Source organism: Chryseobacterium sp. CBTAP 102 (assembly GCF_003201365.1).
Taxonomy (GTDB): Bacteria; Bacteroidota; Bacteroidia; order Flavobacteriales; family Weeksellaceae; genus Chryseobacterium; species Chryseobacterium candidae.
Genome location: NZ_QICX01000001.1, coordinates 276,108 through 295,841, shown reverse-complemented (window position 1 = coordinate 295,841; position 19,734 = coordinate 276,108). Strand labels below are relative to the sequence as shown.

Below are 19,734 nucleotides of genomic sequence, written 5' to 3'. Positions count from 1 at the left end.
AAAATTATTACAGTTTAAATCTAACCGGCTTTATGCTTTATTTACCTTTTTACAGAATAATAAATGAGCAACTAATGCAAGTACTCCAAATACAGTTCCTACAAAGCACACACCAGTCCATTGAGCTTTTTGCCAGGCGATAGAAGCCAGCCAGGTTCCCAATGAACCTCCTATGAAATAAGAAACCATATACACTGTATTTAGTCTGTTCACAGCGTTTGATTTAATCAGGAAATAATTGGTCTGATTCATAATGTGGCTTGACTGTACTCCCAGATCCACAAGAATTACTCCTATAATCAGTCCCCAATAGGTTTCTCCTGCAAAATAGGTAAACCCCCAGCTTCCTATAACAATCAATAAAGAATACAGGATAATTCTATTAATATCCAGATACTTTTGCAGTTTTCCCACCTTAGCCGCAGCTAAAGCGCCTACCGCTCCTGCTAATCCAAAACTACCTACTACAGATGAACCGGCATTAAAAGGAGGCTTTTCCATGTGAAAAACAAGCGTGGTAAACAGCGCGCACATTGATCCAAATGCCATAGCTCCACGGAAAGAAGCCAGCTGAAGAACAGGCTGTGTTTTTGCAAGCTGAGCAACAGAACGCATCAGTTCACTGTAGGTACCTTTAAAGTTAGGAGACATTTCAGGAAGCATTTTATACACAGCCAGCCAAACCAGAATCATCAGCCCTGCTGCAATACCAAACATGGCTCTCCATCCCCAAAGCTCTCCTACAATTCCTCCTATAAAACGGGAAAGAAGAATTCCCAGCAATAACCCTGACATTACCAGACCGATATTGGAAGATTTTTCTTTATCCGAAGAAAGTTCGGCCGCAATGGGTACAAACAGCTGCGGAATAACAGACGTCGCTCCAATCAATAAGCTTGCTGCGTATAACATCCACAACTGAGTCGCAAAAGTCATCCATAAAAGTGATCCAAAAACCAGAAACAGATCGATTAAAATTAATTTCTTTCGAAAAAATTTATCTCCCAACGGAACAATCAGCAGCAATCCCAATGCATACCCAATCTGGGTAAGTACAGATATTTTACTTGCGGCACTCTCAGAAACCTGAAGTTCTTCAGAAATGAGTGCCAATAAAGGCTGGTTATAATAATTATTGGCTACCACAAGTCCGGAAATAATAGCCATAAGCCAGATAACAGTCCGGGAAATACCATGGGAAGAACTCTCCTGCATTATATAAAGTTTTTATTTGATTTGAAAGCTGTCTGACAGCAGATTTTTAAGAGATCAAAGATAATCATTAAAAAAAGAATTAATCTGCTTCCTTTCTTTACCTTTTCATGAATAACGCAGGATTTTAGCGTAAATTGAGTGATTTCAGCATTCTGCCTGTTTGATTGTTTTTATGGATAATATATATTGACGAAAATCTTTTTGAATATTAGAAATATTAAGGAAATTTGCAGCATGAAAATCATTCCACTTAAAGAAGGTAATTTTTCGGCAAGCAAAACCAAAGACTTTACTCTTTTAACAGAAGAAAATTTTGATAAGACCGGAGGAATTAAAATGTCTGTTCAGCCGTTTCTCATTATTACTGAAAATGATTATATCCTTTTGGATGCTGGAATTGGGTGGAAAAACGAGTCTGGAAAAACTGTTGTTTCAGAAATTCTGGAAAGAGAAAATATCCGTCCCGAGCAAATCACAAAATTGTTGTTATCTCATCTTCATAAAGATCATATTGAGGGCGCTGTGAAACTTACAGAAAATGGTTTTGAAGCGGCTTTTCCAAATGCTCAGATTTATATCCAGAAACGGGAACTGGACTTTGCGGTGGAAAATAAAGGAAATCCTTCATTTGACTTTGATCTATTGGAAAAACTTATTAAGCTTCCGAATATTACGTGGATGAATGAAGATCAGGGGAAAATTACTGATGAGATTTCCTATGAAGTGGTGGGCGGACACACTCCTTTCATGCAGGTTTTCTGGGTCAGAGACAATGAAGAAACAGTCTTCTATGGTGCTGACGATCTGCCACAGGCCTCTTATTTAAAATATCATTTAGCCTATAAAAGTGATTTTGATGGCAGAAAAGCAATGGAATTAAGGCTTAGATGGGAAAAAGAAGCAAAAGAAAACAACTGGAAGATTCTTTTATATCATGATTTGGATCAAACTGTAATAGAAATTTAAATTCAGAAAAAATGGTTTAAATTTCATTAAACCATTTATAAATATCAAATTCAGAAAGAATATTCAGTTTTTTTCTGATCCTGTTTTTCCTGTTTTGTATTGCTTTTGGAGTTACAAAGATGCAGGTTGCAATCTCTTTAGTTGTCATATTAAGCTTAAGATAAATACAAAAGATTAATTCGGAATTTTTAAGAGAAGGCTGTATATCGGATAACTTTTTAAAAAAATCAGGATAAACCAGTCTGAATTTATTCAGGAGACGAGGAGAATTAGATTTGGCCAATGCCATTATCTCGTCTTGTACAAGAATCTTTTGTTTTAAATCCTCTAAGTTAGTTTCTGGGTTTCTATTTTTCATAATACTTTTTCATCTCTACTTATCTCAGATGCAATAAATTTTGCGCATCGTATAAAGTTTTTTATCTGATCAATCTGTTTCATGATAAGGTAATATCGTGAACAAAATGATTCCTATATATTCAAAAATTACTTGCTTTTTTTTAATGTAATCTAATGATCAGCAACATTTAGTTGTATTCAACAAATGATTAGAAAAAAAAACATAACCTATGAATTTCGGCTTATTTTTATATTGGCAAAGAAAGAAAAAATGATTAAAATTTTGTTAAAACCGTATACCACATAGATACCACGTTACATTTTGAGCTAAAATACCATAACGTCTTTTATCAGGTCGTTTACTCATTATCTGCTTTGTTATTTTGCCATTGTAAATGTAATACGTTTCTGTGTTTACTTTTTATGATCTGGATCAATGTTTTCAGCGTATTCTTACCGGAAATAAACAGAGTTATAAACAACAAAAACCGGATCGAAACCCAGCTTTTGTTTATGATATTTTAAAAATATTGTCTTTATGCTTTTACTACTGATCAAGCTGTCTCTGAAACTCTTCCAGATATTTAGCAATATGAATTCCGTCTGCCAATCCATGATGTGCCTCAACAGAAACCGGAAGATATTTTCTTCCTTCACGAATACTGAACCTTCCAAAGGCTATTTTAGGAACCGATTCTGTAGTATTAAAATCAGTAGGATGCAGTATTGCACTGAAAGAATTCCACGGAATGGCAGTATGTCTTACATGATCTTTCCCCAGCCTTTCATTGCTCAATCTCAACCCTGTACTTTCATGTACTCCTTTTATCTCCTCCTGTAGAGCAGCATTGAATGTTTCAAAATCTTCTGAAAAAGGAGTAAATGAAAAACCAAAAGTACCATCCGGCCTTCCAATTGTACTGCCGGCATGCACTGTGGCAAACTGTATTACCTGTCCATCAATAATTCTGAGTTTTAATTCATCTACTGTATTAACCGCCACCATAGATTTGTGATAATAATAGGCAAAAAATGAATATCCTTTCTCTTTTGCTGTATCGTACGCTTTTGTACAGTCTACCTCCGTTGTAAACCCAAAATAAGGGCTTGCCATATTAGAAAAAAATTCGAAGTGTTCTTTCCTGTTCCAGTTGTTTATATCTACAATCCTCATTAATTCTTATTTGCTGCAAATTTCAACATTTTTATGGATTTATAGCTTAAATTCCTTTTATTCAAATATTACACTGTGGTTTTCAGGAATAAAAAAACAAGAGACTCATTTTCTGGTTTGGGAACACCAGTTTATGAATCTCCAGCTTTATATTTCAAAATTATCAATACTATATCTCTTTCATCATTCTTTAATGACTTTCTGGGAAAGAATCAGGGTTTTGTTTTCTTTTACATTCAGCAGATAAGTACCTGTCGGATAGTTTTTAATATCGACCTTTATTACAGAATTATTCAATTCAAATCTGGATGGAATCATCTTTCCGGAAGCATCATAAATTTCTACATTAACATCCTTTGAAAAATCCTTTTTTCCATTGATAAAAAACTCTCCCTCTGTAGGATTCGGGTAAATACTGAAACGTCGCTCCTCTGCTTTCACATCTGAAATGTTAAGAGTCCCTTTGCTTAGTGTCCAGGTAACATTGGTAACATGAAGTGTACTGTGATTATCTACTCTCACAAGCGGACTGTTATCCACTACAGAAAACATCAAAGTATTATTACCGTTGTTGAGCTGTCCCGGAGTTATAGTAAGGGAATTCCCTGTTGATCCTCCCAGCACTGTTCCGTTCAAAGTCCAGGTATTGACTAATGTATTAGGGATAGGAAGGATTTCATTCACTGTGAAAGTAACACCAGATGTGGCATCTAATGAAGTATTGTTTGCCGGTGTATATGAATCTACAGGAGATACTAAAGAGTGAATCTTCTCAATGATTGTCTCCTTACAAACGGAACAGAACTGCCGGTCAAGATACCTCATCTCGCAATTTTCATGGGGTCTGAACCATGTCGGGCTTTCGGCATGGGGATAGATTCCTACATTGTTAGTACCTACCCAGTTTTTCCATTTGATCGTTGATGGGTTAGAATTCTGTGTTTTATTTGCGGATTCAAGCGAACCGGGAAACCAATACTCATCAGCCAAATTACCAAATGAGTGCCCCAGCTCATGTACTACAAGTTCATTTGAAGAACTATTGAGTGATGCAAAAGCATAGGTACCTCCACAACCTCCATATTCTGTAGAGTTACCCAGTACATAAGTAATATCATAGTCTGGGACATTCGTCGCCAGAACTTGTCCTACCTTATTTGGAGTATTGGTATGAATACATCTGTGCACACCAATATCAAAACTTGCACCCATATAATTATTTGGATTTGAGATAGGTATAACAGGTTCTATAACATCCGTTGCCGTTCCTGGATGCTTAACTCCGGATTCCTGAGAAATTACTTTTACAGCATAAGCATTAAAATAATTTTTATATTCATTATAAGGACTCTTTGTAAAAAGATAATTAACTGTTGACTGCGCTGATGAGACAAAAGAAGTTTGCTGTGCAGCGGTAAACCCATCGCCTAAAACAGCAATAACAATACGTTTATCATTACTTCCGTTCTGCAATAAGGTAACTTTTTCAAATGTCTGTCCAAAACAATTGCTTCCTACAAGAAGAGATAATAAAATCTTTTTCATAATTATAGTTTTTGAGTGAATAATAACTGTACTCCGGAATCTGTGGCTTTTTCAACTTTTACCCACTGAATGTTATCAGCATATGAAAATCTGATATTGAATTCTGCACTTTGAAGAGAAGCCCTGTGTCTGGAGATTCCTTCTTTTTCGTAAACTTCCAGCTCACGATTCAGCGGATCTCTTACAAGCTGCCTGGCTCCTTCTTTTCCATCAGCCTCAATGACCGTAATAATAAGGTCTCCTTTCCGCACTTCATTCCTGTCAAAGAAAGGTGTTGATTTCAGTTTCCCATCCGAAATTTTAGTTTCATGAAGAGTAATTTTTTCATTCCCGGAGCTGTCTTTATGTGCCTTAAAGAAGAAATAAATAATACGTTCACTCTTTTTTACCCTATTTTCTACTCTTATAGATCTGCCTGAAGGCGATTCACTTTTTTGAAAACTGCAAAACAGAAAGACAGTAATAAATAATAAATTTCTCATTTTTCATTTTTTTATAAAAATAATCAATTAAACATTAAATAACTAATATTATTTACTATTTAACAAACAAAATGTTTTCTATTAAAATTTTAATCAAAAAACAATATAAATATTTAAAATAAATACAAAAAACAAAATAAATAAAGAAAATAAAAATTAACTACTTATCCATTTTTAGACCTTGGCCAACAAAATAATCACCTGTTTTTGCATAACTGATGACTTCTGTTATCTATAGGTAATAAAAAATGTTATTTTTAAAACTTTGGTTAAGTTTTTGAAGCAGACTCTCTAAACCATTCACACCATTGAAATTAATCACATTTACCAAAAAAGGAATTTACTGTCCGCAAGGGAAATTCTATATAGATCCCTGGAGGCCCGTTGATATGGCGGTTATTACCCATGGCCATGCCGATCATGCCCGTTGGGGAATGAAAAAATACCTTTGCCACCACTTTACCAAACCTATTCTGCATCAGAGAATCGGGACGGATATCGAATGCCAGAGCATAGAGTATGGAGAAGTAATTACCATCAATGATGTAAAACTTTCACTTCATCCAGCAGGGCATATCATTGGTTCTGCCCAGATAAAGCTTGAGTATAAAGGATATGTAACTGTAATTTCGGGAGATTATAAAGTTCAGGAAGATGGACTGAGTACACCTTTCGAGTTGGTAAAATGTAATGAATTTGTGACAGAAAGCACCTTTGGTCTGCCTATCTACAACTGGCTGGAAGTTCAGGATTTAAATAAAAAACTTCAGAACTGGGTACTGAAAAATAAAGAAAACAATAAAACCTCTGTGTTTATTGGATATTCTTTGGGAAAAGCCCAGCGTATTATGAAGGCAGTGGAAGAATTGGGGAAAATATACGTCCATTATTCCATTGGAAAACTGAATGAAGCCTTTGAAACAGTAGGAATTGATCTTCCTGAATATACAATAGCAGATTTCAGAGAACGCCCTAAAGAAATGGAACATGAAATTGTTATTGTTCCACCCGCCTTACTCGACAGTAATATCATTAAGAAAATTCCAGATCCGGCCACAGCAATATGTTCCGGCTGGATGCAGGTGCGCGGTGCAAGAAGGTGGCGGAGTGCAGATGCAGGATTTGCAATGAGTGATCATGCAGACTGGAAGGGATTGCTGCAGACTGTAAAAGCAACCGAAGCAGAGCTGGTACACGTTACCCACGGACAGACAGAAGTTTTTTCAAAATATCTGAATGAAACAGGAATTAAAGCAGATGTTGTAGAAACACTTTACGGTGACGAAGAAGAGGAATCTGAAAAAGAAAACCCTGAAAATCCGGAATCATGAGACATTTTGCAGAGCTTATCAATGCGTTGGAAACCACCAATAAAACCAATGCTAAAATTGATGCCATCATTGATTATCTGGAACGCGCTCCTGATGAAGATAAAGTATGGTTTATAGCCTTATTTACCGGAAAAAGACCTAAGAGGAATGTCAACACCAATTACATGAAAGAATGGGCGCTGGAAATCACAAAACTCCCCTACTGGCTGTTTCAGGAATCTTACTCTTCCGTAGGCGATCTCGGAGAGACTTTATCATTAATTCTTCCGCCTCCGGAGGAAAAAATAGAACGTTCATTATCAGAATGGATGAATGATATTACCAACTTAAAAGGCAAAACAGACGCAGAAAAAAAAGAATTTGTCCTGCAAACATGGAATGGGCTGGATTATACCGAACGTTTGATATTCAATAAATTAATTGGCGGAAGTTTCCGGATTGGAGTATCAGACAAAACATTAATCAATGCGCTGACCAAATTTTCAGGGCAGGAATCCAGTGCTCTGATGCACAGTTTAATGGGTAAATGGCTGCCGGATGAAGTTTCTTTCAAAGAGCTTATTGATGCGGAAAATGTAAATCCTGACAACTCAAAACCCTATCCCTTCTGCCTTGCCTATCCTTTGGAAAAAGAAACTGAAGAATTGGGAGATCCTGATGGATGGATGGTAGAATACAAATGGGACGGAATACGCGGACAGATCATTCGCAGAAACGATGAAGTCTTCATCTGGTCAAGAGGTGAAGAACTCGTGACCGAGCAATTTCCGGAAATTACAGAAGTTATAAAAGCCATGAAAGGCAATTTTGTCATAGATGGAGAAATACTTGCGGTAAAAGAGGGTAAAGTTTTAAATTTTAATGAATTGCAGAAAAGATTAAACAGGAAAACTTTAACTAAAAAAATGCTCTCGGAAATCCCCATAGAAGTCTTTGTCTACGACTTGCTGGAACTGGAAGACAATGATCTGAGGGAAAAACCAATCTCTGCAAGAAGGGCCTTACTGGAAGAATTATTATTGAATGAAAATCCGGAACGCATCAGTATTTCCAAAAGTCTGGATTTTGAAAAATGGGATGAACTGAATTCGCTTCGTGAAAACTCACGGGATGTAAACAGTGAAGGACTCATGCTAAAACAAAAAAACTCACCTTATCACTCAGGACGAAAAAAAGGCGACTGGTGGAAGTGGAAAATCAATCCGTTTACCATTGATGCCGTTCTTATTTATGCCCAAAAAGGCAGCGGAAGAAGAAGTGCCTATTACACCGATTATACTTTTGCCGTAAAAAATGGAGATACTTTGGTCACTATTGCCAAGGCCTATTCAGGATTAACGGATAAGGAAATCATGGAAGTGAGCCGGTTTGTGACCAAAAATGCTATTGAGAAATTTGGTCCTGTAAGAACCGTAAAAGCAGAACTGGTCTTCGAAATTGCTTTTGAAGGCATTGGTTTCAGCAACCGTCATAAAAGTGGTGTAGCCCTGCGGTTTCCAAGAATTGTAAGGTGGCGGAAAGACAAAACAGTAGATGAAATCGACTCTCTTGAAGAAATTAAAAAATTAATCCAATAAAACCTTTGCTGAGTGAAACGCCCTTGCGGTCGAAAAAATAAATAATATCATATAAAACCCTAGCGTCTTTTGCGTTAAAAATTTAAATCAAATATAAATTGGCAGCTTTCGAACATACCAACGGATTAAAGATCATTCAGCAATGGATGACCAATAAAGGTATTGCCCCTTTTAAATTTCAGCTGGAAACCTGGAAGAAATTTGGAAACGGATACAGCGGAATGGTTGTTGCTCCCACAGGTTTTGGGAAAACTTTTTCTGTTTTTTTAGCCTTAATTTCAGATTTCCTGAATCATCCTGAGCAATACAAAAAAGGGCTGAAAATGATCTGGATAACCCCTCTTCGTTCTCTTTCCAAAGATATTGCAAAAGCGATGCAGGAAGCGATTGACGAAATCGGACTCGATTGGGCGGTAGGCGTAAGAAACGGAGATACCGATCCCAAAGTAAGACAGCAGCAGGTGAAAAAAATGCCTGAAATTCTTGTTGTAACCCCTGAAAGTCTCCACTTGCTTCTCGCCCAGAAAAATAATGAACGTTTTTTCACTGATATGAAATGTGTGGCTGTGGATGAATGGCATGAATTACTGGGTTCAAAGCGCGGTGTTATGGCAGAACTCGGGATTTCCCAGCTTAGAAAATATGTTCCGGAGATTAAAATATGGGGCATCACCGCCACCATTGGGAATCTGGATGAAGCTATGGATGTGCTTATCCCGTATGACTGTAAAAAGACAAAAATTACAGCCAAAGAACAGAAAAAAATAGACATTCTCCCGGTTTTTCCGGATGAAATTGAGATATTACCCTGGGCAGGACATCTTGGAAACAAACTTGCAGATAAAGTGGTTCCTATTATTCTGGAATCAAAATCTACCATTGTATTTACGAATACCAGAAGTCAGAGTGAAATGTGGTATCAGCTTTTATTGGATGCTTATCCTGATTTTGCGGGTCAGATCGCCATCCATCACAGTTCTATTGATACCCATTTAAGAATCTGGATTGAAGAAAATTTAAGTTCCGGAAAATTAAAAGCTGTAGTTTCCACATCATCCCTAGATCTTGGAATCGATTTTAAACCTGTTGACACCGTCATTCAGGTAGGATCAGCCAAAGGAGTTGCGCGTTTTCTTCAAAGAGCCGGACGCAGCGGCCACTCTCCTTTTGAAACCTCAAAAATCTATTGTGTTCCTACCCATTCTCTGGAACTGATTGAAGTTTCAGCTTTAAAAGAAGCCGTGAAACAGAAAGTGGTAGAACCCAGAGAACCACAGGTTTTATGTTTCGATGTGCTGGTTCAGTTTCTGATGACATTGGCAGTTGGAGATGGCTTTTATCCTGACGAACTATATGAAAGAATCAAAAAAGTATATGCCTTTCAGGAAATGCTGGACGAAGAATGGAAAAGCATTCTGGAATTTCTTACTATTGGCGGCAGCGTACTGAAGAACTATGAAGAGTTCCATAAAATCGTCATTATGGAAGATGGCCTTTATAAAGTAACTTCAAGAAAAATTGCTATGCTCCACCGGATGAATATGGGTGTGATTGTAAGTGATGCGATGCTGAAGGTGAAATTTATTTCCGGCGGCTATATCGGAATGATTGAAGAGTATTTTATTTCAAAACTGAAAAAAGAAGAAAAATTTATTCTGGCCGGACGTACACTGGAAGTCGCTATGATTAAAGATATGACGGTCTATGTAAGAGCAGCCAAAGGAAAAGCTTTAGTTCCGAGTTATCTTGGCGGAAGGCTTCCATTAAGCAGCAATCTGGGACATTTTTTAAGAGAAAAACTCTCACATGCTTTAAATCCGAAAGCTTCGGAAAAAGAGCTTAAATTTCTGCATCCTCTTCTGATCAATCAGGAAACAAACTCACATATTCCCAGAGAAGATGAATTTCTGGTGGAAATGATCAAAAACCGTGAAGGATATCATTTGTTCATGTATCCTTTTGAAGGGCGTCTGGTGCATGAAGTAATGGCCGCTTTGATTGCCTATCGGATCTCAAAACTGGCCCCTATCTCCTTTTCTATGGCCATGAATGATTATGGGTTTGAACTGTTCAGTGATAAGGAAATTCCCTTAAATGAAAATAATCTGCAAGAGATTTTAACAAGAGATAATCTGATGAACGATGTGATCGCAAGTATCAATTCAGGGGAAATGGCAAGAAGAAAATTCAGAGATATTGCAGTGATTTCAGGCATGGTGATTCAGAATTATGCAGGACAGCAACGTTCCAACAAATCATTGCAAAGCTCTGCCGGACTGATTTTCAAAGTACTCGAAGACCATGATCCCAATCATTTTTTAATCAAACAGGCTTATACTGAAGTATTTAATATGCAGCTTCAGGAACAGCGATTAGTAGAAGCATTTAAAAGAATTGAAAAATCTGAAATTATTTTGAAACATTCCCGTTCCTTCACTCCGCTCAGTTTCCCGATCAAAGTAGACAGCTTAAGGCAGACTCTTTCCAGTGAAGGACTGGATGCGAGGATTAAAAGAATGCTGAAACTTTCTAATATAAGTGACCTTTTATAATCAATTAATGTGTTTTCTGTAAGAACAGATATGCCGATGAATATTTGTTTATCGCAAAGACGCAAAAAATTGATAATAATAACATTTTAAGGCGAAAAGATTTTATCTCCGGTAAAATTCAGTCCCGTTCATCTTGCTAAAAATCTCACATTGAGCTAAGTCGAAATGTTCTTGCGCCTTAAATAAAAACAGATAATATAAAATTTGTGCCTTTGCGAGATTCTAAAATTTATAAAATCAAATAAAAAATCTATCGTTTTAATCTTATTCTCAGCCTGATATTCTCCGTTAATTTTCTTGATAAACTTAAATAATCATCGTAACTTAGAGTATATCTTCTTAGAATTTTAATAAAATTTAAATAATGGAAAAATTTCATGTAAGCCAGAAAAGTTGGCTGATCCTATTTATTTAAATAGTTTAACTTTAAACCTTCAATTTTTCAATCTATCAAGTGTTTATAGCAACTAAAAATATTTCCATCGGAAATGAAACTTTCATTCTGACCAATCAGCGGGCAGCATTCTGGCAAAAAGAAAAAGCATTGATTCTTTCTGATCTGCACATCGGAAAAACAGCTCATTTTCGTAAAAATGGTATTGCAGTGGCCAATCATATTATGAAAAGTGATCTGGAAAGATTATCCGCGCTGATTGAATATTTTCAGCCTGAAAAGTTTGTAGTGGTTGGAGATTTACTTCATGCCGGAGACAATTCTGATGTGGATGAATTCTGTACCTGGAAAAATCAGTATCCTGATATACAGTTTTATCTTATTGAAGGAAACCATGACCGGATTTCAGAAACCCTGGAAAAAAAATTATGTTTTCATCACAAATCTGAATGGCTGGAAATAGATGATATTACTTTCATTCATGATTTTGATGCATCAAGATCCGGATTTCAGATTACAGGACATATTCACCCGGGAATTGTGCTGAATTCTGCGGTGAAAAATATCAGGCTACCATGCTTTGCTCTCAGCAGCAATCAATTATTATTACCTGCTTTCAGTGAATTCACAGGACTGGATACGAAAAATCTACCAAAAAAAAGTGCGTTTTTTGTGTTTACAGATGCGGAAATCTATGAAATTTGATAGCTTAAGGTTTTATTTAAGAAGCTGTTCTCTGTTTTCCAAAAAGATATAATGCCTGATAAAAGAAGCCAGATGTTTAGGAGGCGAAATCTGCATTCATCAAATTTACGTAAAACTTATTTATTGAAAAGAAATCAAGCCCAGGTACCACAATTTATTCCCTTTTGGTCAGGTATTTGAATGTTTTAATGAATACCAATAACTAAAATATTATATTATGTCAACACAAAATCTTACCCACCTGGAAGCAATCAAAAAGATCAAAGAACTCTCGGAAAGTGCAAGAATATGTATGTTCTGTACAGAATTGGAAACTACTCCTATCAATTCAAGACCTATGACTTTACAGGAAACAGACGACAGCGGAAATCTCTGGTTTATCAGCAGCGGAACCAGCAATAAGAATTTTGAAATAAAAGAAGACCGAAGAGTACAATTGTTTTTTATGAACAATAGTGATTCCCAATATCTTTCTGTTTATGGGAAAGCTTCTATTTATAAAGATAAAGCAACCATAGAAGATAAATGGTCTCCTCTTGCTAAAGCCTGGTTTGACGGAAAAGACGATCCAAATGTTACCATTATCCGTGTAGAGCCTAAAGAAACTTATTACTGGGATACCAAAGCAGGAAAACTGGTAAGCCTGTTTAGTTTTGTAACGGCCGCAATCACAGGAAACAAAACCGATAATTCCGACGGTGTGGAAGGAAATGCAACGATTTAAAAATATTAAATAAAGAATACATTTTCTCACAGATTAAACAGATTTGCACTTAATTGTCAGAGCAGTTTTTGTGATCTGCGAGAGAAAAAAATGAAGCTGTCTCACAATTGAGATAGCTTTTTTTATATTTCATTGTTTGGAGGGAATTGTTTTCAAAGTAAGGGAAAGCAAATATTCTTATGCAATTCAATTCACTCCTGGCGAAAATAATGTGATGAACTTACTGTATTTTTTGAATTTCTTCTTGAAATCCGAAGAATCAGTGTATCTCGCTTTAAAAGAAACTACAAAAATGGACAATGTTTATCCAAAATTTATTGTTCTTAACCGATTTATGCGTATTTAAAAAAGGCTCAGATTATAAAATCCAAGCCTAACTTTTTTACTTACACGCTTCGCGGGATAGTGTCCAGAAAATAAGTCTGTGCTTTTTTATTCTTTATCCTGAAGATACTTTTTGAAAGAATGAAGTAAGCTGGAAATGTGAATCTGTCATTCATCATTGATAACGCTTAATTCATCATTATTCTAAAGCATTTTAAGGTTGTTTACTTCCAGTTCTGTAAGGATTCTCCAGTGTCCTCTCTTGATATTCTTCTTCGTTAATCCTGCAAACATCACTCTGTCTAAAGATTCTACTTCGTATCCTAATCTTTGGAAAATTCTTCTGATAACACGGTTCCATCCGATGTGAATCTCAATTCCGACTTCATTCTTAGGCTTTCCTTCAATATATGAAATCTGATCAACCACAGCTACTCCTTCATCAAGACGGATACCTTCAGCAATAAGGCGTAAATCTTCACCGGTAAGCTTTTTATCCAATGTAACATGATAAATCTTCTTAGCATCAAAAGATGGATGCGTCAGCTTTTTAGTCATGTGACCATCATTGGTTAATAAGATCACTCCTGTTGTGGAACGATCCAGTCTTCCAACCGGGAAAAGCCTGTACGGAGAAGCATTCGCCACAAGATCCATTACGGTTTTTCTTGCTTTATCATCTTTTGTTGTAGAAATATAACCTTTTGGCTTATTCAAAAGTACATATACAGGTTTTTCAGGAGTAATACTTTGTCCGTCAAAAACTACTCTGTCTGTTTTCTGTACCTGATATCCCATTTCAGTTACCACCTTTCCGTTTACTTCTACCAATCCCTGAGTAATCAAATCATCAGCCTCTCTTCTGCTGCAGATTCCGGAATTAGCAATATACTTGTTAAGACGGATGCTGTCTTTATGAACGTCTTTTTCAATTTTGTTCAGCCTTCTTTTCTGTACAAAAGATCTTGTTTTGTCATCATTTCTGTTATCACCGCTGGAAGGTCTTCTTCCGTATTTCAGGCTGCCTCTTTCGTACTTATCTCTTGTATCGAAGTTTTTCCCTCCTCTCTTAGGTTTTCCAAAAGATTTCTTCTCATAGCTCTCACTTTTGTTTGTGATATAAGGTTTTCTTTCAGATTTTGATCCTGAATCATCGTTGGAATTCTCGAAACTGTCTGTATTTCTTTTGAAAGGTTTCTTTTCAAATCTTGAATTGGATCCTTTATGTTCCGGGCCTTTTTTTCCTCCATCTTTAGAGAAAGGCTTGTTAAAAGGTTTTGATCCTGAAGAATTTCCAGATCTGGAAGCACGAGAATCATCAGAACTTTTCTTGGTTGAAATTCTTGGTCTCTTTGGTCTGTCTGAATTATTATTATCTCTGCTCATTCTAAAAATTTCTGCAAAGATAGTAATTTAGTTACGAGTTAAAAATTAAGAATCATAACTTTGCACTATAGTTTACATTTTAACTTTATATAAAATAGAAGATGATAACAATATTAAACGATAATTTCTCTCAGCTCAACGAGTTTCTTCACGAAAAAACTTTCAGTAAAATTTTCATTCTTGTAGATGAAAACACTCATGAATACTGCCTTCCTGTTCTTTTAGGGAATATGGAAACGGATCTTGCATTTGAAATTTTAGAGATTGAGGCTGGAGAGGAAATGAAAAATATTCATACAGCCAATCAGCTTTGGGAAATTCTTACAGAAATGCAGGCAGACAGAAAAGCACTGGTTATTAACCTTGGCGGCGGTGTGATTACGGATATGGGAGGATTTGTTGCATCTACTTATAAAAGAGGAATACAGTTTGTCAATATCCCTACTACCCTTTTATCAATGTGTGATGCTTCCATAGGCGGAAAAACCGGGATCGATCTGATGCACTATAAAAATATGGTGGGAACTTTTGCTTTCCCTGAGCAAATCTTTATTTTTCCAAAATTCTTAGAAACACTGCCTTTTAAAGAATTAAGAAGTGGTTTTGCAGAAATGCTGAAACATGGGTTGATTGCTGATAAAAATCATTGGGATAAGCTGATTCAGATCCGCAAACTGGAAGTGGAAACAGTGTTTCCTCATATTCAGACTTCTATGAATATTAAACAGAATGTTGTAGATCAGGATTTCCACGAGCAGAACATCAGAAAAACACTTAATTTCGGGCATACAATAGGACATGCGGTAGAAAGTTTATGTCTTCAGCAGGAAAATCCAATCCTTCACGGTGAAGCTGTGGCTATGGGAATGATTGCTGAAGCTCATCTTGCTTATCTTGAAAACCTTATTTCTGAAGAAGATTCAAAAATAATCATTGAAAACATTCAGAGATACTATCCTTACCTTGATATCAGTGATTTTAAAGATGAAGATATTACGGCTTTATTACTCAATGATAAAAAGAATACAGACCGTAAAATCAACTTTTCCCTGCTTTCAGGAATAGGTTCATGCCACTATGATCATCAGTGCAGCCAGGAAAACATTCTTGAAGCTATTTCTTTTTATAGAAAATTGAATGATGCTTAATAATTTTCACACAACAGTTTCATTTCTTAATACAACTTTTGACAAAATTGTCAATTTAGACAACATCTAAACAAATGTTTATTTAAAAATACAATAAGTTGATAATCAATTGCATAAAACAAAAACCACTTCAACACTAAGTGGTTTTTTTATTGATTTTAATCATAAAAAATATTTTTGGCAAGCAATTTGAAAGATACTCTGCGTTCAACTGAAAATGCTGAACAGTAGTAAAATTTAAAATTAAGAAAGAGTAAAATTAAAAAATTAAAGTTATGAAAAAGTTAATTTTAGGATTAGCGTTAACTGCAGGAACATTCGCATTCGCTCAACAGACAGGAAATACATCTTCTAATCCGGTAACATTCGGGGTAAAAGGAGGAATGAACGTTTCTTCACTTTCAAAAGACAGTGGTCTTGATGATCAGAAATCTAAAATTGGATTTAACGCAGGTGTGTTTGCCAACATTCCGTTAGCGGCTTCATTCAGCGTTCAGCCGGAGGTTCAGTATTCGCAATATGGTAATAAATCAGATTATACTTTTGCAGGAACAAAATATTCAGCTTCTACCAAATTAGATTATATTACGGTACCGGTAATGTTCCAGTATAATCTGATCCCTGATTTGTATGTTGAGGCAGGACCAGAATTCGGTTTCATGGTAAGTGCTAAAAACAAGTTCAAAAATGAATCTAATGGACAATCAAATACCACTGATAACTACAAAGACAACTTAAATACATTCAACTTTGGTATTGGTCTTGGTGCAGGATATTATTTCACTCCGAACCTTGGACTTACAGCGAGATATGTAGCAGGTTTAACAGATATCGCAAAAAACAGACCTAGTGGTTCTGATGCAGTGAGAAACAACCTATTTCAGGTAGGATTAGCTTATAAATTCAAATAAGCTGCACATTCACTAACAAATTTTATATTCAATAGAAAAGATCAGATTAATTTTTAATCTGGTCTTTTTTTATGTTAAAATAATAATGAGTTGATAAAGCACTGTAAATACATCCCAAATAGATGATTTATACATTCGTTAAAAACATATAAAGTCTTTATACAAGGGAATTGACGGTATATTGTTTGTTGCTTTCCGAGCGTTAAACAACATAAAAAATAAACTAATCTATGAAAAAGATTTTCCTAAGCCTCACACTTATCGCAGGCACTTTTGCATTTGCTCAAAGCACTTCAACTTCTACTGATGCTTCTACTCCATTAACATCTTCTTCAAAAATCAAATTTGGTTTGAAAGCAGGCCTTAATGTTTCCAATCTTTCTAATATGGATATGAATTCAAAAGCTGGATTCTATGGTGGTGCTTTTGTAAACATTCCTGTTTCTAAAGATTTCTCTGTTCAACCGGAAGTATTATATAGTGCTGCGGGAGCAAAGGAGAAAGGCGGCAGTAATGCAAAACTTAATTTAGAATATCTTTCTGTACCTGTAATGTTCCAATATAAAGCAATTCCAAATCTATATGTGGAAGCAGGACCACAATTTAACTTTTTAATTGATGCCAGATTAAAGAAAAGTGCTTCTACCGGTGCTTTAAAAAATGCAACACAATCATTTGATTTTGGAATCGGATTGGGAGCTGGCTACTATTTTACCAAAAACATTGGGATAAATCTGAGATATAACGCAGGCCTGTCTGATATTGTAAAAACAAAATATCAATATGGATATGACAGAGAAGGATCTGTAAAAAATGGGGTATTCCAGGTAGGAGTAAACTACAAATTCTAAGGCTTTATATAGCTTTTCTCAGTAATTTTTTATAATTAAAGTGGAGTCGGATTAAAATTAATCCGGCTTTTTTAATACAATAGAAAAAATTATTCTTCAAGAAAACACGGTAAATAGTAAATTAAGAGTATATTTTAACTTTGGCACGCAGTTTGATTCCTAATGAAATGTTAAATAAAACTTAAAAACTATTAAAATATAAAACTTATGAAAAAGATTTTTTTAGGTCTTGCGTTAGTAGCAGGTACTTTCGCTTTCTCTCAGAAGACTTCTACTGCTTCATCTTCTCCAGTTAGATTTGGTGTAAAAGCAGGTCTTAATATCTCTACTATTTCTAACAGCGATTTAAATTCAAAAGCTGGATTTTATGGTGGTGTTTTTGCCAACATTCCAGTTGCACAAGACTTCTCTGTACAGCCAGAAGTATTATACAGTGGTATGGGCGGGAAATATAAAGGTAATGGTGATGTAAAACTTAACACAGACTATATTGCAGTACCTGTAATGTTACAGTACAATCTGATTCCTAATCTATATGTAGAAGCGGGTCCTCAATTCGGATTTCTTATCAGTGCTAAAGGAAAGAGTAACGGTGCATCTGTAGATGTTAAAGACAATCTGAAAACTTTTGATTTCGGACTTGGACTTGGAGCTGGATATTATTTTACACAAAATATTGGTGTGAATTTAAGATATACTGCAGGATTATCTGATGTTCCAAAAAGCAATAACGGTGATGCTGCCAGAAACGGAGTATTCCAGATAGGTTTAGCTTACAAATTCTAATAAATCTTAAGCAAACCATTAATCAATACAAGCCGGATTTAATATAATTCGGCTTTTTTATTGGTCTTAATATTTTTGGCAAGAAATTTGCCTGTAAATTAATTGATTGTACTCTATCCCGGAAATTCCCAATTTATGGTTCATGTTTTCATAATGAGTATACTTTGATCCAGTTGATATTCAACTGAATATCAAAATCAAATCTAACTATTACCATTAAACTTTAACGTGAATTATGCCAGCCAGAATGGCAATTAGAGTATACAACAGAATACTGAAGATATTTTGTTTATCAATAAGATACATTTTGATTTCAATAGAAAAAGTCAGGTTAATTAGTTTAAGCCTGACTTTTTCGCTTATTATTTTATCAATTTCTCATTTTATAGCAGGTATTTTGTTGCCGGGAAGGAAATTAAACTTCAATCATGATTTTTTTTTGCAGTACTAGCAATTATGGTAGGCCTCTCTGCCAATACACAGGAAAAACAACAGGCAAAATCTTCTCCTGTCTCTTTTGGTGTCAAAACAGGCTTTAATGGTTCTACACTTACCAGAGGAGATGGTTATGAGTATGATAATAATGAAAGTGGGTTTTCACGCCTGAGTGTTTGCGAATATTCCTGTTTCTGATAAATTCAGCATCCAGCCGAAACTAATTTTCAGCCAGCAGGGATCAAAAACAGAGTACAATTACAGAACAAGTTCAGGAAAATACAGAATAACACAACACTATGATTACAGTACGACATTAAATTACCTATCTCTTCCTGTAATGGTTCAATATAATATTCTTCCTCAGCTTTATGTAGAAGCAGGACCTGAATTCGGATATCTGCCGGGAGGAAGAACAAAAGGAGATTTAACAACTATTGAGACTACCCGAAATTCAGTTACAGTTGATCGTACGGAACATATTTCAAAGAATATTTCAACAGGGCTTTTTAAGCGTTTTAATATGGGATTAGGCATTGGTGCCGGATAATATTTTACTGAAAACTTTGGCATAACGGCAAGATTTACGGCTGGTCTTAGTGAAGTTTACAGATACAACGACGGTGATAAAGTACGAAATAATGCAATTCAGGCTGGAGTTGCAAATCGATTTAAATAGAGATATTTATTATTTTCAAAACGGATGCCGGGCTTTAAGAGTCCGGTATTTTTATTTCTATTCTTAAAAAGAACCCGGAACTTCTATTAATTCGTGAAAAATCCAATTCCAGTTCATTTTTTTTATTATTTCAATTATCAATAATAAAGTGCAATGAGCATTCAACTATTTTCACAAAACATTCATTATACAAAATATTTATTCATCAAA

18 protein-coding genes are annotated in these 19,734 nt (G+C 35.5%); 12 read left to right on the top strand and 6 right to left on the bottom strand.

Annotated elements, in window-relative coordinates:
• Window positions 1-30: 30 nt before the first annotated feature.
• On the bottom strand, window positions 31-1,215 hold the full coding sequence (locus tag C8D70_RS01325; RefSeq protein WP_110366135.1) for an MFS transporter: 1,185 nt from the start codon (window positions 1,213-1,215) through the stop codon (window positions 31-33).
• 234 nt (window positions 1,216-1,449) lie between these two features.
• Here C8D70_RS01325 and C8D70_RS01320 point away from each other — a divergent pair, with 234 nt between their 5' ends.
• Window positions 1,450-2,181 carry an MBL fold metallo-hydrolase gene (locus C8D70_RS01320; protein WP_076594769.1) on the top strand — a complete coding sequence of 244 codons (732 nt, stop codon included), beginning with the start codon at window positions 1,450-1,452 and terminating at the stop codon, window positions 2,179-2,181.
• 16 nt (window positions 2,182-2,197) lie between these two features.
• On the opposite strand, the gene C8D70_RS01315 is transcribed toward C8D70_RS01320, so the two are convergent.
• The 4 genes from C8D70_RS01315 to C8D70_RS01300 all read right to left on the bottom strand — a co-directional run bounded on the left by C8D70_RS01315 (window position 2,198) and on the right by C8D70_RS01300 (window position 5,721).
• The gene (locus tag C8D70_RS01315; protein ID WP_076594770.1) at window positions 2,198-2,539 is read right to left on the bottom strand and encodes a helix-turn-helix transcriptional regulator; all 342 of its coding nucleotides are present in this window, start codon (window positions 2,537-2,539) and stop codon (window positions 2,198-2,200) included.
• Window positions 2,540-3,067: 528 nt separating this feature from the next.
• Entirely contained in the window at window positions 3,068-3,694 is a 627-nt protein-coding gene (locus C8D70_RS01310; protein WP_110366134.1) for a chloramphenicol acetyltransferase, read from the bottom strand.
• Window positions 3,695-3,877: 183 nt separating this feature from the next.
• Window positions 3,878-5,239 (bottom strand): M64 family metallopeptidase, encoded by a 1,362-nt coding sequence (locus tag C8D70_RS01305; protein ID WP_110366133.1) that lies wholly within the window; start codon window positions 5,237-5,239, stop codon window positions 3,878-3,880.
• Between the two features lie 2 nt (window positions 5,240-5,241).
• Window positions 5,242-5,721: a hypothetical protein gene (locus C8D70_RS01300; RefSeq protein ID WP_110366132.1), complete on the bottom strand. Its 480-nt coding sequence runs from the start codon at window positions 5,719-5,721 to the stop codon at window positions 5,242-5,244.
• Window positions 5,722-6,029: 308 nt separating this feature from the next.
• On the opposite strand from C8D70_RS01300, the gene C8D70_RS01295 reads away from it, so the two are divergent.
• The 5 genes from C8D70_RS01295 to C8D70_RS01275 all read left to right on the top strand — a co-directional run bounded on the left by C8D70_RS01295 (window position 6,030) and on the right by C8D70_RS01275 (window position 13,004).
• On the top strand, window positions 6,030-7,052 hold the full coding sequence (locus tag C8D70_RS01295) for a ligase-associated DNA damage response exonuclease (protein WP_076594774.1): 1,023 nt from the start codon (window positions 6,030-6,032) through the stop codon (window positions 7,050-7,052).
• Window positions 7,049-8,629 (top strand): ATP-dependent DNA ligase, encoded by a 1,581-nt coding sequence (locus C8D70_RS01290; RefSeq protein WP_110366131.1) that lies wholly within the window; start codon window positions 7,049-7,051, stop codon window positions 8,627-8,629. Before C8D70_RS01295 ends, C8D70_RS01290 begins: the two co-directional genes overlap by 4 nt.
• Window positions 8,630-8,727: 98 nt before the next feature.
• The gene (locus C8D70_RS01285) at window positions 8,728-11,181 is read left to right on the top strand and encodes a ligase-associated DNA damage response DEXH box helicase (RefSeq protein WP_110366130.1); all 2,454 of its coding nucleotides are present in this window, start codon (window positions 8,728-8,730) and stop codon (window positions 11,179-11,181) included.
• 454 nt (window positions 11,182-11,635) lie between these two features.
• On the top strand, window positions 11,636-12,280 hold the full coding sequence (pdeM, locus tag C8D70_RS01280; protein WP_110366129.1) for a ligase-associated DNA damage response endonuclease PdeM: 645 nt from the start codon (window positions 11,636-11,638) through the stop codon (window positions 12,278-12,280).
• Window positions 12,281-12,497: 217 nt separating this feature from the next.
• The gene (locus C8D70_RS01275; RefSeq protein WP_076594777.1) at window positions 12,498-13,004 is read left to right on the top strand and encodes a pyridoxamine 5'-phosphate oxidase family protein; all 507 of its coding nucleotides are present in this window, start codon (window positions 12,498-12,500) and stop codon (window positions 13,002-13,004) included.
• Between the two features lie 528 nt (window positions 13,005-13,532).
• Here the strand turns inward: C8D70_RS01275 and C8D70_RS01265 are convergent.
• Window positions 13,533-14,447: a pseudouridine synthase gene (locus C8D70_RS01265; RefSeq protein WP_110366366.1), complete on the bottom strand. Its 915-nt coding sequence runs from the start codon at window positions 14,445-14,447 to the stop codon at window positions 13,533-13,535.
• Between the two features lie 368 nt (window positions 14,448-14,815).
• Between C8D70_RS01265 and aroB the strand changes: the two genes are divergently transcribed.
• The 6 genes from aroB (at window position 14,816) to C8D70_RS01240 (ending at window position 19,395) form a co-directional block, all read left to right on the top strand.
• The gene (aroB, locus tag C8D70_RS01260) at window positions 14,816-15,862 is read left to right on the top strand and encodes a 3-dehydroquinate synthase (RefSeq protein ID WP_110366127.1); all 1,047 of its coding nucleotides are present in this window, start codon (window positions 14,816-14,818) and stop codon (window positions 15,860-15,862) included.
• Window positions 15,863-16,137: 275 nt separating this feature from the next.
• Entirely contained in the window at window positions 16,138-16,773 is a 636-nt protein-coding gene (locus tag C8D70_RS01255) for a porin family protein (RefSeq protein WP_076594780.1), read from the top strand.
• A gap of 230 nt (window positions 16,774-17,003) precedes the next feature.
• Entirely contained in the window at window positions 17,004-17,624 is a 621-nt protein-coding gene (locus tag C8D70_RS01250) for a porin family protein (protein WP_110366126.1), read from the top strand.
• Between the two features lie 207 nt (window positions 17,625-17,831).
• Window positions 17,832-18,410, top strand: coding sequence for a porin family protein (locus tag C8D70_RS01245; protein WP_110366125.1), 579 nt, complete (start codon window positions 17,832-17,834; stop codon window positions 18,408-18,410).
• 456 nt (window positions 18,411-18,866) lie between these two features.
• Window positions 18,867-19,043: a hypothetical protein gene (locus C8D70_RS20690; protein WP_181416076.1), complete on the top strand. Its 177-nt coding sequence runs from the start codon at window positions 18,867-18,869 to the stop codon at window positions 19,041-19,043.
• A complete protein-coding gene (locus C8D70_RS01240) occupies window positions 19,018-19,395 on the top strand; it encodes a porin family protein (RefSeq protein ID WP_110366124.1) in 378 nt (125 codons plus the stop codon). The genes C8D70_RS20690 and C8D70_RS01240 overlap by 26 nt, the downstream gene beginning before the upstream one ends.
• Window positions 19,396-19,734: the final 339 nt, after the last annotated feature.

Excerpts from the sequence above, each read along its gene's own strand:
- C8D70_RS20690 (WP_181416076.1), top strand. The coding sequence starts at position 18,867 with ATGGTAGGCCTCTCTGCCAATACACAGGAAAAACAACAGGCAAAATCT.
- C8D70_RS01300 (WP_110366132.1), bottom strand. The coding sequence starts at position 5,721 with ATGAGAAATTTATTATTTATTACTGTCTTTCTGTTTTGCAGTTTTCAA.
- C8D70_RS01305 (WP_110366133.1), bottom strand. The coding sequence starts at position 5,239 with ATGAAAAAGATTTTATTATCTCTTCTTGTAGGAAGCAATTGTTTTGGA.
- C8D70_RS01310 (WP_110366134.1), bottom strand. The coding sequence starts at position 3,694 with ATGAGGATTGTAGATATAAACAACTGGAACAGGAAAGAACACTTCGAA.
- C8D70_RS01290 (WP_110366131.1), top strand. The coding sequence starts at position 7,049 with ATGAGACATTTTGCAGAGCTTATCAATGCGTTGGAAACCACCAATAAA.
- C8D70_RS01255 (WP_076594780.1), top strand. The coding sequence starts at position 16,138 with ATGAAAAAGTTAATTTTAGGATTAGCGTTAACTGCAGGAACATTCGCA.
- C8D70_RS01325 (WP_110366135.1), bottom strand. The coding sequence starts at position 1,215 with ATGCAGGAGAGTTCTTCCCATGGTATTTCCCGGACTGTTATCTGGCTT.
- C8D70_RS01320 (WP_076594769.1), top strand. The coding sequence starts at position 1,450 with ATGAAAATCATTCCACTTAAAGAAGGTAATTTTTCGGCAAGCAAAACC.
- aroB (WP_110366127.1), top strand. The coding sequence starts at position 14,816 with ATGATAACAATATTAAACGATAATTTCTCTCAGCTCAACGAGTTTCTT.
- C8D70_RS01245 (WP_110366125.1), top strand. The coding sequence starts at position 17,832 with ATGAAAAAGATTTTTTTAGGTCTTGCGTTAGTAGCAGGTACTTTCGCT.
- C8D70_RS01275 (WP_076594777.1), top strand. The coding sequence starts at position 12,498 with ATGTCAACACAAAATCTTACCCACCTGGAAGCAATCAAAAAGATCAAA.
- C8D70_RS01315 (WP_076594770.1), bottom strand. The coding sequence starts at position 2,539 with ATGAAAAATAGAAACCCAGAAACTAACTTAGAGGATTTAAAACAAAAG.
- C8D70_RS01250 (WP_110366126.1), top strand. The coding sequence starts at position 17,004 with ATGAAAAAGATTTTCCTAAGCCTCACACTTATCGCAGGCACTTTTGCA.